Here is a 12,273-nt window from a genome sequence, read left to right on the forward strand (position 1 = left end):
GGGCGCACGTTGCGCCGATTGAAGCCACAGCGGCCCAAAACAACGCGACGAGCGCCCCGGTGATCATGCTTAGGCCTTGCTGATGGCGCGCTTGGCCAAGCTGATGCCCTTCATTGCCAGGGCGATGCCGACGATGGCAACACCGGCCACGCCGACGAAGGTGGCAACGCCAGCAAAGGACACAGCCGCGAAGATGTCATCCATGGGAGAGCCGGCAGCGTGAGCAGCCGAACCAGCAACCAGAACACCAGCAGCCACGAGACCGCGTTGAATAGCCTTGTTCATATCGAACCTTTCAGAAAAAGCCAGGGAAACCGCCCCGGCAACGGGTGAGGAAATAGCCCTCAAATCTTGCGAACCAATCGCACGGCCAAGCCGATGCAATAGCCAAAAAACCAGAACGTGAGAACAGCGCCAAAGCCCCATGACCACACGTAAAGAACGGATTCAGCGGTGATGCCAAGCGACGGAAAATCGAGCGCTTCAGTGAGCGGCACAAAGCGTTGAGCAGCAGGTGGACAAGTGCCGTCCGGGGCTGGCGCGACTTCACAAATGAGCAAGTGGGTTTGAGACACGTTTAGGCCTCAATGCACAGGGGAGCGCGAGAGCCAGGAGAAAGGCCCGCCAGCCTCAATGACTCGCTCATGCCGATGGATGCGGCGTAAGGCATCAAGACCGCCAACTTTGACGCGCTCGAATTCGGACGGATATAGGACGCCATCAGGGCATAGCCAGCCGCCGCCCGCTGCTCTTTTCCATTCGTCCCCAATGTCAGAATTCGCCTGCACAAAACTAGGCAGACCCAACCAGCGGCGAGCACGCCGCAAAGAGTGATCCAAGCCGCCGACGCCATAGGCCCGCGCTCCTTTCGGCATTGCCGATAAATCTTTGTCTTTTTTGAGGTAGTGCAGCAGGTAGCCGACTGCGTTCTTTGCCTCAAGGCTTTGAGACATGCCAAAGGGCCACCAGCCGCGTTTATCGAAGTGGGGGCACCTGACCCCTACCGGCAACCAAATAACAGCGTGGTAGTGGATTACGTCCCGTCCCTTGCCATCCGTGCGGCGCTTGCCGTCTTGAATCTCAGCGACCCAGACATAACGCCACGCAATGCCCTTCTTTGCGCACCACAGGCGCATGGCTCGCATTGCCTCGGTCAAGTGGTTGCTCTGCCAGGACTGGCCCGGCTTGTAGGTCAGCGTGACCATCCAGGCGCGATCCGTGCGACTGCCCTTCTCGCTCACCGCGTGTGCACGCGCAGCGAAGCCAACAGACCGGCGCAGGAGCGCTAAACGGCGCTTCGCTTTGTCGATCGTGAAAACGTCCAAGGCTTCACACGCTTCGTCGCGTGCTGCTGCGACACCGCCAAGGGCTTCCAACACAGTTTTTTGACGCTCAAAAACTTTTGTTGGAACTGAGACAAGCCCCGCGCCTGTCGGCGCGTCATGCAAGAAATCCGCAAGCTCTGCGGCCTTGCGCTGACGGCCACGCACAGGCGTTTCATAACGCGCAGATTGAGCGGCTACTTTACGACGAACGCGAGACAGGGCCGAAGCCTGCGCCCAATGGTCAAAAGGTGCGCCTTCATCCGGGCCAGCGGCACGAATAGCTTCGTCGTGAATCTCGCGCAGGATTAGCGCTTGATCGCGCTGGATGGCCGTAAGGGTCATGCTTTACCTTGAATGGCCGAACGCACGGCGCGCAACTCAGTGAGAGCCTGCTGAAGACCAACGAAGACCGCTTGACCATCACAGCCAGCATGAACACAGGCATCCTGCGCGGCCATAACGCTATCAATGGCCTCATTGACTGCATTCAGGGCCACACGCTCAAGGTGGGTAAGCACAGCCGTCATAGCGAAAAGCCCCCGACCGGGAAGCCAGCGGCACCGAGCAATTCAACGTCGCATTCGATGGCACCGTGAGCAACAAAGCGAGCGGCAACGCTGATGCCTTGAATCTCTTGATCCTCGGCGGCGTGACGCTGCAATGTGGCGATCAAGGCCATGCGCAGCACGGCCAGTTCAGCAGCCGATTGCACGGCCACGAAATCGGGGGCGCTCATGGTGCACCCGTCAGGCCGCAGCCGAAGGACGCTTCAGGGGAGCCAACCGCGCCGAAACGGCCAAGCGGCCATCACGGTCAATGTAGAGGCTCGACGGGTGCAGGGTGTACTCACCGGGCGCGTATGCTTGCGCGTCACCGTCGAGCATGATTTCGAACTTTTCGGGATAAGGGGGCTTGTTGCCTTCCTTGTCCACGGTGTGGGCGTAGGCCGCTTGCATGCGCAAGTGGTAGGGCTTTTGGGTGGTCTTGCTGGTGCCCTTAAACTCCTTGACGGTAGTCTGAGCAATGGTCACTTGAATCATGGTGTTGGCTCCAAAAACTCAATGAAAATTCATTGAGAAGCGAAGCCTAACGAAGAAAGTCCACTCATGAAGACGTTCAAAAACGCTATTGACAAAGCCGCAGATTTGTGCGGAAGCCAACGAGGACTAGCGGAAAGGCTAGGCGTAAAAGAGCAACAAATAAGCGCTGCAAAGCTTGGAAAGCAGCCACTAAACAAGGAGCGAATTGCCGTCCTTGGATGCCTTCTCGACACCGATCCGGCAGAGCTTTGGGAGCTTCAAGAGATCGCCAACCTTCCCAGGCGGAACCCCTTCTTGCACGCCGCAAGCGCAATGCTTTCGGCTTTTCTATGCGTCATTTTGTCGGTAGGCGGAAATGACGCTAAGGCCGATGCCTACGGCGCTAACTGCATTTCTGAGCGGAGCGGCATAGTACACATTGTCGGTAAATAACCTAGAGAGGCTGAAGGCAGCTCATCGGCTTGAAACCCGCATTGAACAAGGCCGCAAGCTGCGCTACCTCTATCGCTATCTGGGCTATACACGCGCCCAGGTTGCGACATTTCTTCATGTGTCGGAGCGCTCAGTGTTTCGCTGGGAAGCTGGAACCTCTCCCATACCATTTGCCGTCCTCAAGCTTCTAAGGCTCTTGGCACATCAGGAACTGCCTGGCGCCAGTTGGGCCGGCTGGTGCTTCAACCGTGGCACGCTATGGAGTCCTGAGGGCCGTGGCTTCGCTGGCAAAGACTTCTCCTGGCTGAGCATGCTCGCTCGACGTGCCAGCGCGTTTGGCAAGCTGTACAAGGAGAACATCGACCTGCGTGCCCAGCTGCGTACCGCGCTCACGGAACTTGGTCATGCCGAGGCTCGCGCCCTCAGCGCCGAGAAGCAAACGGCGATCGCGGAACTGGCGGTTTTCGGCGCCCTCGCCAAGACGGCCGAGTCCGAGGGGACCCCGCCTGCGGGGAGTTGCGGAATCGGCCGTCTTTCGGGTGACGTGCCTGTAACACGTCACCAACTGCTCGATTTTGAACAAGTTGGTAGCATCTCGGCCCCTCAAAGGGCTGCGGAGGTCTCGCCATGAGCGCCCAACAAGCAGCCCGTCGCCCGCGCGTTCGCCTGGTCACCGCACACGCTGACCTGGTTCGTTCGGTCTTGGCTACCCATCCCAGTTTGTCCCTGCGCAAGCTCGCACCGCTCATCGCTGAGCGCGCTGGCCTGCCTCATCTGAGCGACCACGCGCTGCACAACTTTTTGACCCATCACCAGATTGAACGGGTCGTGCCCGATTGGGCTGTTCGTCGTAGTGCACGCCTTCGCGCCTCGGGCACCTTGCTATTCGCGCCGCCTCTTGTGTCCAACAAGGCCAGCGCCACTGACGAAACAACCGCCCTTCTCGCCATTTGCCCGTCATCCACCACGCGGGGGCTGGGGCAGCGCCCCAGAGAGCCAGCTGAAAGCTGCGGGAGCAACTAACTTCGTAGTAACTCAGCGATATACGCGTGGACGAACTTATGCAGTATCGGTGTGAATATTTCGCGTCTTCAAAACAAGGTTTCCGGGTTACTGGATATTTTTTGCTTTGCTGATGACAATATTTCAGGGGAGAATAAATTTTAGTATGTACACATTGTCGATCAATTGTCTGGTTTTGCTATCATTGGCACGAAGGCGTTTGGGCGCCGCTCACCCTTGAATTGAACGCCTGTAAAGCAGCCGCTCCCGCAGCGCAGGGATTCGTCGAATCCTGTCGCCATCTAGATGACAGAGACCATTTGGAACCCGCCAAAGATCATCCGTTTGCCGTCAAAAGGCGGAGCCGGAATTGACTGACTGCGAGGATCGGCCATGACCTTCTTCCAAGCCTGGTCGCGTACTTCACGCGATGGCCAGGTAATCCAGGAAAAGACGACCGTCTCGTCATGCTTGCACTGAACGGCTAGCGGAAATGAAGTCAACTTGCCGTCGGGAACATCGTCTCCCCAGCAATCGACCACAGTGAGAGCGCCATACTCCTTAAAAAGCTCACCCATGGCCCGCGCGTGTTCCAGGAAGTCAGCGCGTTTAGAAGTCGGCACGGAAGCAACGAATCCGTCAACATATGTCATGGCAGTATCCCGATGAAGTTTGACTATCGGGCCCTCGCAATGGCTTAGCTTCACTCAAGACAGCCGGGGCCGCGAGTGACAAGCCTAACTGAATGCGGGTATCAGCGGCCTACTATTCCCTGCCATCAAGGTAAGGCCAAGTCCAAGTTGAGCCACCCGCCAAGCGCGAATGTGGCGGACACAATGCCCAAGGCCGCCAGCACGAAGACTGCGGCCATTTTGACGCCCGTGAGCAGCACCGAGCGCATCTCCTTACTCCTGTATTTCTTCTCCTGGTCGTAATGCCATTTGATGGCGACGAACATGCCCGTGCCCAACACGAGAGCTTTGAACGCAAAGAAGACTAAAGGGATTAAATCCATCATTTTGGTATTTTTAGGGCGTCATTTGACGCTATCTATCTCAAGGAGTAGCAACTCAGTCGCAAGCTAAGCCATTTCAGGTGATGCGCCCGACTTAGTCGTGGTCGTGCCCTTCACTTCCCTTGCACCGTCCGGAATCCCTCCTCCCATGTTGCGAAGGACTATAGAAATGCTATGCCCCTGTCACAGCACTGCTGGCTCGGCGGGCAAATCAAGTGAGAGGCTGCGAGGGATGACGAAATGTGGGTCGGAGGAAAGACCTGCCATCAACTATGCCTGATTGCCATCTGCTCTGTAAAATTCAGATAGAACAAAAAAAACCATATCAGTTTACCCATGAAGCTCTACGAAACCTATGCAGACGAGATAGCCGAACTGATCCGTCAAGGTGTACTTCAACCGGGCGCGCGCCTACCTTCCGTGCGACAGGCCAAGCAGCAGCGCAAGCTCAGTGCGTCCACCGTGTTTGAGGCCTACGCCCTATTGGAATCGCGCGGGATGATTCACTGTAGGCCACGTTCTGGCTACTACGTTCAGCTGCGTCACGGGTCGCAAACGCCAGAGCCACACACCGCAGCACCGGCAGCGGAGTCCAGCCCTGTTGCCATCAGTGACCTGGTATTTGAGGTGCTGGGGAGCACCCGTGATGAGAGGATGGTGCCGCTTGGTTCAGCGTTTCCTTCGCCCAAGTTCTTTCCTCTGGACAAACTGGCCAAGGCGCTCACGCCCCAAATGAGACGCTTGGCGCCAGCTCAACTCACGGGGCACCTTACCGCAGGTGATGAACAGCTACGCAGGCTGATCGCCTTGCGTTACGGCACTTCGGGCTTCCGCTTGGAACCGAGCGAGTTGGTGATTACGAATGGCGCCATGGAGGCATTGAACCTGTCATTGCAAGCGATAACTCAGCCCGGGGATGTGGTCGTGCTGGAGTCACCCACTTTTTACGCCGCACTGCAGGTGCTGGAGCGCCTCAAGTTGCGAGCAGTGGAAGTAGCGACACACCCGCGCACCGGCGTCGATCTGGACTCTTTGGCCGAGGTGTTGCGCCAGCATCCAGTGAAGGCCTGCTGGTTCATGCCACAGTTTCAAAATCCCTTAGGCAGTCAGATGCCGGTGGAGGCCAAACAAGCTCTGGTGCGCTTGCTGACACAGCATCAGGTACCGTTGATTGAAGACGATGTGTATGGCGAGCTCTACTACGGTCACCACCGCGCGCCACCAGCCAAGGCTTTTGACACGGAGGGCCTCGTCTTGCACTGCAGCTCATTCTCCAAGAGTCTGGCGCCTGGCTACCGTGTGGGCTGGGTGGCGGCGGGACGGTTCGCACAGCAGATTCAGCGCATCAAGCTGATGGCGAGCCTAGCTACTGCGATACCCTCGCAACTGGCCATTGCGAACTACCTAGAGACAGGCGGTTTTGACCGGCACTTGCGACAGATGCGCCTGCGCCTGGAGGACAACGCCAGTACGGCTTTGCAGTGCATTTCCCGCTACTTTCCAACGGGCAGCAAAGTCACACGACCCCAAGGCGGCTACTTCTTATGGGTGGAGCTACCACCTGACTTGGATGCACTAGTTGTACATCGACGTGCCTCGGCCGCAGGTATTAGCGTGGCGCCTGGTCAGTTGTTTTCTGCCGACCAACGCTTTCATCATCACCTGCGACTTAACTTCGGCTTTCACGACGGCAGTGAATTGGCGACTGCACTGAGGCAACTTGGCGCTTTGCTTGTTTCGCCATGACAAGCGCGCCGGTCAGTTGCGGGACTCAAGCCTTCGACTGAGATGACCCAATCCAGGCGGTCTTGCGTCAATTGCACAGACCTAGGATGCGCTCTTCCGCTGAGCAGCGCTTCTTCGTCGCGGCGCAAGTCCGCAATTCGCGTGCGGTTGGGCTGAAATAAGCCCAGCCATTGCCAAGCTCAGGAAGCTTCAAGCTGACCTCGCGCCACTTCGGGTGGCCATCCGCTTGCAGGCGCGAGAAGTTCTGGCACAAAGAGCGGCCAAACCTGGCCAAGTGCGAAATGGTGTCTTTCAGGTTGTAGTCATAGGTGACCAAGAAGGCGCCCACCGAGATAGTGGTGAAGTCTTCGCTCAGCAGATTGGGATAGCTGGCGGCCAGCATCTTGGCCGGCGTATAGGTACCCATGGCGGTCTTGCTGGCGGGATGATCAGGGTCAAACTTCAGCAGCTTGATGAACTTCTGCGCTTCCGGCCGCATATTGGCGATCAGCGGCGCGGGCTGGCCGGCAGCGACCACCACGACATCGACCGATTTGTCGGAGATCAGCTTGACCAACGCCTCTTCATTCGACATGAAGCTGGCCTGCGGCTCCGGCATTGGCCCGTTGAACATCATGCGGTAGAGCGTGTGGGTGATCAGCGCCGCGCCGCTACCCACCAAGCCGCCGTTGATCTTGGCATCCTTGATGTCGTGAATGTAGTTGAGCGGCGAATCGGCCCGCACGATGTAGTGGATCTCGGTGTTGTAAAGCGGCAGGATCACCCGCAAAGGCCGAACCATGGCGGCCGCTTCGTTGTTGCCGCTGCCGGCGCGGTCAACAAAGGCCTGAAACACATCGGCCTGCACGACGGCCAGCTTGACCCCGGGTTCATAGCGCAGCAACTTGACGTTGGCGGCTGAACCCGAGGTGGCCACCACTTCCAATTGAACATCCGCATCGGGGGCCACGAACTTGGCCAGGTCTTTGCCGATGGCGTAGTAAGTGCCTTTGTCGGACGCCGTGACGATCTTGTACTCGGCCGCTGCCCATGCGCGCCCAGCCAAGCCTAGCGTTACCGCCAGCACCATGGCGCCGGTAGTGCAAGCCTTGGTGATGGCCCTAATCCGCAGAGAAGTTACGTCCAATGTGTGCATGTCAGGCTTACCTTTGAGTTGGAACTTCGGGGGCGACGCACAAGCCGAGCGCTGCGACCGCCTCGGTGCAAGCGCCGATCTGGGCTGGTTTGGGCGGGGCTGTTGGATAGCTCGGCCGGCTGTTGATGCTCAAGCCAATGGCCTCAATTGGGCCAGCGCTGGTGGGCGCTGAGGGCAAGGCCGCTCTGCTGGGGAGGCTGGCGGAAGGCGGCGCACTATTGCTTGAGACAAGACCAGGCCGGCGTCGCTGCGCTGGAGCGGATACTGCCGTCGCCGTGACTGCTTCGGCAGAGTCAGCGTTGCGCGGCCAGGCCGGGGCCACCCCTGGCTGGGTGCTTGCCTCAACACTTGGTGACGGGCTGATGTTGGCTGCCACTGAGTCGCCGGCTTGAGTACTGGACTGGCCGCTTGGGAAGACTGGCGCCCTCACCTCTTTGTCCGCTGCCTCGATGGCTGGCTTGCTTGCGACTGACTGAGCCACCGCTGCAGTGGCTTGCGCTGACGCTGAGCCCTCGGGCTGCCGGCTGATCAGAAAAACAGCGCCGCTGCCGATGATCAGAACCAGCAATACCAAAGCTGCCCGCCAGCTAGCTTGGGGCGACTTGGTGAACGCCCTTGGTAGAAGGCTTGGCTCATCTTCCCGAGGACCAGGCGCATCGAAATGCTGGGGCGGTGGCGGTGCAGGCGGCTCTGCTTCGAGTGAACCCAACTCAGCAGCGGCAGGAGCAGTGGGCTCCTGCTCAGGCGGCGCACTTGGGGCCGACAAGGACTCGCCGCAACGGCCACAGGCATCGACCAAGCTGACGTCATTCAGAGCCCCACAGTGCGCACAGGGCCGCAAATGCAGCGCCGCGCCGCATTCGTTGCAGAACTTTGAGCCTTCGGGGCTAACGTGCTCGCAGTACGGGCACTGTGTGCTGAGCTTGCCGGTCGAATGGGCGAATGACATAGGTCGGACAGCCTTGTTCACAAACGTCCAGGACGCGACCCACTATATGGCACCTGATTGGGCTTGAATAGTCCGCCCGAATTGGGATTCCTGCCCTGTTGCGCCAGCGATTCATCCCTGTAGTGGATGTTGGCCTGGGCGAAAATTCGGCGAGGAATGCCTTGTTCGCTCGCTTGCCTGCGCCCCTCCCCTTGGCCCAGTGCCGTTTACGGCAAGGCCTGACCCCGTGCCGCAAGATACATGCGGTACCAGTCTTCGCGGCTAAGTTCTATCTTCAATGCGTCGGCGCATGCTCGGATCCGCGCCGGATCGCTGCTGCCGATGACAGGCTGAATCCCGGCCGGATGTTTCATCAACCAAGCCAGCACGATGCCCTCGCACGAAACCTGATGCGCATGGGCCAGTTGTTGCACCAACTCCGCACAGCGGCGCACAGCAGATGCGGCAGCGTCATCACCCGTGGGCAAGGCCGCGCCGCTGAACAGGCCCTTGGCCAAGGAACCCCAGGCTTGCAGCTGAACATGATGAGTCTGGCAATAGGCCAGCGTGTCGGGCCAGTTGAGCGCATGAGCTTGCGGGCGAAGTTGCGGGTCATTGAAGCAACTGCCGGCTTCCAGCCAATCCAGCTTGCCCAGACTCATTTCCACCTGGTTGGCCAGCAAGGGCTGATCCAGACTGGCGCTCAGCTGGCGCATTTGCGCGGCTTGCATATTGGAGACGGCCAGATGCTGCACCTTGCCGGCTGCGCGCAGTCGGCTGAAGGCGGCGGCGACCTCATCGGCCTGCATCAACGGGTCGGGGCGATGCAGCATCAAGATTTCCAGCGTCTCAATCTGCAAGCGCTGCAGAATGCCGTCGACACTGCGCGCGATGTGTTCGGCACTCAGGTCATAGCGACCGGGGCCACTGGCATCGGCGAAGCGAATGCCGCATTTGGATTGCAGGAGCAGGCGCTGGCGCAGCGAGGGTTGACGTTTGAACAGCTCACCCATGCATTGCTCGGCCTTGCCGCGGGTGTAGATGTCGGCGTGATCGAACAGGGTGATGCCGACGTCGAGTGCGGCTTCCACCACCGCATGCGCTTTGGCAATATCGGCTTCGCCAATCGGCGTTTGGTCCCAGCCCCCGCCCAAGCCCATACAGCCAAGCACCAAGCGGCTGGCCTGAGGGAAATGGGTCTGCAGCGGAATCGATGTGTTCATATGCCTGGCTCCTTGAAGGAACCGGCATTGGAACGCATCCAGGCCTCTGGGCTGTGGCCCCAGAGGAAAAAACTTCAGCTGGGCAGGCCGAAATCGGTCAGGCTGTCCACATCGCTGTCGGCGATGGCGGGCTCGGTGGCTTCATCGACCAGGCGATCAAACTCAGCCAAATCGGCCAAGGCGGCCAAGGCCTGCAACTTGCCGCGTGGAATCAGCGGCTTGTCCAGCGGGCGGTAGACGCGGCTGTGCAGATGATTCAGACGGTGCGAATCTTCCATGGCTTGCAACACGATTTCCGGGTTCAGCAACATGGCGAAGGGGCTGACAAGTGCGGGGCTCAGCATGATGTTTCTCCTCAGGACTTACGGTTTCAAGATGTAAGTGACTGTAGAGAGCCCGCTCGGCCTGGCGTAGTCGGCCCGCTGCCAAAGGCTTTGTCAGGCAAAGTCCTAGGCCGCTGTCAGCAGCGGCTAGGGCGTTTCAGCGCTTGGTGGCAGCCTCAAGCTGCTTCAAAACGCGTTCGCGATCGGCTTTGCGCGCGAAGTCGGCGGCGTTCATGCCCTGTTGATTGCGCAGCGACACATCGGCGCCGGCCTTGAGCAGCACGGGGGTCAGGTCAAGCGCGCCGTAGCCGGCCGCCAGCATCAACGGCGTGCTGCCGTTGGGCGAGCGCGCGTTGATCTCCGCACCCTGGCTGATCAGCCAGGCGGCCACGCCGTTATCTGGGCCGCTGCAGGCATAGTGCAGCGGCGTCCAGCCCTCTTGGTTGATGGCCGCACCGCGCTTGACCATGGCTTGCACCCAATCCAGCCGGCCCTTGATGGCGGCCAGCATCAAAGGCGTTTCACCATTCTTGCTGCGCGCATTCAGGGCTAGCGTGGGGGCGGCCAGCAAGCTTTTGACGGCCTTGTCGGAGTCTTCTTTGATGGCGATGGCGAGTGCATTGCGCCCACGTGCGTCCAGCGCGTTGGGGTCGACGCCAGCGGCCACCATTTGGCTGATTGCCCTGCCATCGTCCAATTCGGCGGCCAGCACCAAATCATCGATAGACGCAGCCTGGCTGACGCCCATCACGCCCAGCAGCAGGCAGGAAACAAGAGCGGGCTTGAGGTGACGCAGCAGCATGGTGGGGCTCAAAGTGAAGGGCTATTGGTTCAGGGCAGAGAAAAGAGACGCCGGCAATTGGCCGTGGTTTGCGCGGCCAACTCCGCCACCGACACGCCCTTCACCGCGGCCAGCGCCTCAGCCACATGGGGTACATAAGCGGGGCTGTTGGTGCGCCCACGATAGGGCACGGGGGCCAGATAGGGGCTATCGGTCTCGATCAACAAGCGCTCAAGCGGCAGGGCGGCCGCCACATCGCGCAGGGCCTGGGCATTCTTGAAGCTCAGGATGCCGGAAAACGAGATGTAGAAGCCGCGCTCGATGGCCGCCAAAGCGATGTCCACCGTTTCGGTGAAGCAGTGGAACACGCCACCGGCTTGCTCACCGCCCTCCTCGTCCAGCACCTTCAAGGTGTCAGCGGCACTGCTGCGGGTGTGGATCACCAGCGGTTTGCCCACGAGTTTGGCGGCGCGGATATGGGTGCGGAAACGCTCGCGCTGCCAGCCCATATCGGCCTCGATGCTGCGGCCGTTCAGGCGGTAGTAGTCCAGGCCGGTTTCGCCGATGGCCACAATCTTGGCGCTGCTGCTCGCCGCCTTGACCAGTTCCTCCACGCTGGGCTCATGCACATCTTCATTGTCAGGGTGCACACCCACCGAGGCCCACAGCTGCTCGTGCGCGGTGGCCAGGCCCAGCACTTGCGGGAACTCCTCCATCGTGGTGCAGATGCAAATTGCTTGCGCGACCTGCGCGGCCTGCATGGCCTGCAAGATCTCGGGCAGTTGCGCGTGCAACTCGGGGTAGCTCAGATGGCAATGGGAATCGATGAACATGGCAGGGCCAAGACCGTGGGCTTGGCGGGTTAGGCGATCAGAGTGTCAGGGAGAGCCAAGCGACAAAGCAAGGCGGCAACAAGCGCTCAAAGCGTCTGAGTCGGCTTGGTGGAGGAAATCAGGGTGCCCAGAATTTCTTCGATCTTCAGCTTGATCAAGCGGCTCTTCTCATCCGCCGGAAAACGCACGCCAATGCCTTGGGTGCGGCCGCCTGACGCGTTGGGCGGCGTCAGCCAGGCCACTTTGCCGGCGACCGGGTAGCGCTGCGGGTCCTCGGGCAAGGCCAGCAGCAAGTAGACGTCTTCACCCAGGCGGTACTCACGCGGCGTGGGCACAAACAAGCCACCGTCGGTGAACATGGGCATATAGGCGGCGTACAGGGCGCCTTTTTCCCGGAACACCAGCTGAATCACGCTGGGCCGCGGGCCGCTGGCTGACAAGGCCCCGGCAGCGGCCGGCGCTGCGGGTGACGGAATGGTTTCGCTCATGG

18 protein-coding genes are annotated in these 12,273 nt (G+C 59.8%); 4 read left to right on the forward strand and 14 right to left on the reverse strand.

The genetic code is table 11. From position 1 onward, the window contains the following. Positions 1–69 precede the first annotated feature (69 nt). The 5 genes from AABB87_RS05935 to AABB87_RS05955 form a co-directional block, all read right to left on the reverse strand. Positions 70–204 carry a hypothetical protein gene (locus AABB87_RS05935; protein ID WP_341970410.1) on the reverse strand — a complete coding sequence of 45 codons (135 nt, stop codon included), beginning with the start codon at positions 202–204 and terminating at the stop codon, positions 70–72. Positions 205–344: 140 nt separating this feature from the next. After that, positions 345–575, reverse strand: a complete 231-nt coding sequence (locus AABB87_RS05940) for a hypothetical protein (protein WP_341970411.1) — start codon at positions 573–575, stop codon at positions 345–347. A 9-nt stretch (positions 576–584) separates the two neighbouring features. Next, positions 585–1,667, reverse strand: a complete 1,083-nt coding sequence (locus AABB87_RS05945) for a rolling circle replication-associated protein (protein ID WP_341970412.1) — start codon at positions 1,665–1,667, stop codon at positions 585–587. Between the two features lie 181 nt (positions 1,668–1,848). Beyond that, positions 1,849–2,061 carry a hypothetical protein gene (locus AABB87_RS05950; protein WP_341970413.1) on the reverse strand — a complete coding sequence of 71 codons (213 nt, stop codon included), beginning with the start codon at positions 2,059–2,061 and terminating at the stop codon, positions 1,849–1,851. 10 nt (positions 2,062–2,071) lie between these two features. Continuing rightward, positions 2,072–2,365, reverse strand: coding sequence for a single-stranded DNA-binding protein (locus tag AABB87_RS05955; RefSeq protein WP_341970414.1), 294 nt, complete (start codon positions 2,363–2,365; stop codon positions 2,072–2,074). A 66-nt stretch (positions 2,366–2,431) separates the two neighbouring features. On the opposite strand from AABB87_RS05955, the gene AABB87_RS05960 reads away from it, so the two are divergent. Genes AABB87_RS05960 through AABB87_RS05970 form a run of 3 tightly spaced genes read left to right on the forward strand, consistent with a single transcriptional unit; the run spans position 2,432 to position 3,820 of the window. Further along, the gene (locus tag AABB87_RS05960; protein ID WP_341970416.1) at positions 2,432–2,797 is read left to right on the forward strand and encodes a hypothetical protein; all 366 of its coding nucleotides are present in this window, start codon (positions 2,432–2,434) and stop codon (positions 2,795–2,797) included. Next, positions 2,784–3,428, forward strand: a complete 645-nt coding sequence (locus AABB87_RS05965; protein WP_341970417.1) for a VC1465 family Xer recombination activation factor — start codon at positions 2,784–2,786, stop codon at positions 3,426–3,428. Before AABB87_RS05960 ends, AABB87_RS05965 begins: the two co-directional genes overlap by 14 nt. Continuing rightward, entirely contained in the window at positions 3,425–3,820 is a 396-nt protein-coding gene (locus tag AABB87_RS05970) for a hypothetical protein (protein ID WP_341970418.1), read from the forward strand. Before AABB87_RS05965 ends, AABB87_RS05970 begins: the two co-directional genes overlap by 4 nt. A gap of 281 nt (positions 3,821–4,101) precedes the next feature. Here the strand turns inward: AABB87_RS05970 and AABB87_RS05975 are convergent, their stop codons facing one another. Both AABB87_RS05975 and AABB87_RS05980 read right to left on the reverse strand, forming a co-directional pair. After that, the gene (locus AABB87_RS05975) at positions 4,102–4,452 is read right to left on the reverse strand and encodes a DUF1428 domain-containing protein (protein ID WP_341970419.1); all 351 of its coding nucleotides are present in this window, start codon (positions 4,450–4,452) and stop codon (positions 4,102–4,104) included. 125 nt (positions 4,453–4,577) lie between these two features. Continuing rightward, positions 4,578–4,817, reverse strand: coding sequence for a hypothetical protein (locus AABB87_RS05980; RefSeq protein WP_341970420.1), 240 nt, complete (start codon positions 4,815–4,817; stop codon positions 4,578–4,580). A gap of 333 nt (positions 4,818–5,150) precedes the next feature. Between AABB87_RS05980 and AABB87_RS05985 the strand changes: the two genes are divergently transcribed. Then, positions 5,151–6,560: an aminotransferase-like domain-containing protein gene (locus AABB87_RS05985; RefSeq protein WP_341970421.1), complete on the forward strand. Its 1,410-nt coding sequence runs from the start codon at positions 5,151–5,153 to the stop codon at positions 6,558–6,560. 67 nt (positions 6,561–6,627) lie between these two features. Here the strand turns inward: AABB87_RS05985 and AABB87_RS05990 are convergent, their stop codons facing one another. The 7 genes from AABB87_RS05990 to AABB87_RS06015 all read right to left on the reverse strand — a co-directional run bounded on the left by AABB87_RS05990 (position 6,628) and on the right by AABB87_RS06015 (position 12,271). Further along, positions 6,628–7,695: a TAXI family TRAP transporter solute-binding subunit gene (locus tag AABB87_RS05990; RefSeq protein WP_341970422.1), complete on the reverse strand. Its 1,068-nt coding sequence runs from the start codon at positions 7,693–7,695 to the stop codon at positions 6,628–6,630. Between the two features lie 7 nt (positions 7,696–7,702). Beyond that, a complete protein-coding gene (locus AABB87_RS23045; RefSeq protein WP_445944835.1) occupies positions 7,703–8,644 on the reverse strand; it encodes a double zinc ribbon domain-containing protein in 942 nt (313 codons plus the stop codon). Between the two features lie 206 nt (positions 8,645–8,850). Next, positions 8,851–9,846 (reverse strand): aldo/keto reductase, encoded by a 996-nt coding sequence (locus AABB87_RS05995; protein WP_341970423.1) that lies wholly within the window; start codon positions 9,844–9,846, stop codon positions 8,851–8,853. Between the two features lie 74 nt (positions 9,847–9,920). Beyond that, a complete protein-coding gene (locus AABB87_RS06000) occupies positions 9,921–10,190 on the reverse strand; it encodes a hypothetical protein (protein WP_341970424.1) in 270 nt (89 codons plus the stop codon). Between the two features lie 136 nt (positions 10,191–10,326). After that, positions 10,327–10,971, reverse strand: coding sequence for an ankyrin repeat domain-containing protein (locus AABB87_RS06005; protein WP_341970425.1), 645 nt, complete (start codon positions 10,969–10,971; stop codon positions 10,327–10,329). A gap of 29 nt (positions 10,972–11,000) precedes the next feature. Beyond that, positions 11,001–11,783 (reverse strand): TatD family hydrolase, encoded by a 783-nt coding sequence (locus tag AABB87_RS06010; protein ID WP_341970426.1) that lies wholly within the window; start codon positions 11,781–11,783, stop codon positions 11,001–11,003. Between the two features lie 86 nt (positions 11,784–11,869). Further along, positions 11,870–12,271 (reverse strand): PilZ domain-containing protein, encoded by a 402-nt coding sequence (locus tag AABB87_RS06015; protein WP_058719706.1) that lies wholly within the window; start codon positions 12,269–12,271, stop codon positions 11,870–11,872. Positions 12,272–12,273 lie beyond the last annotated feature (2 nt).

The organism is Roseateles sp. PN1 (assembly GCF_038419725.1).
Taxonomy (GTDB): Bacteria; Pseudomonadota; Gammaproteobacteria; order Burkholderiales; family Burkholderiaceae_C; genus Paucibacter_A.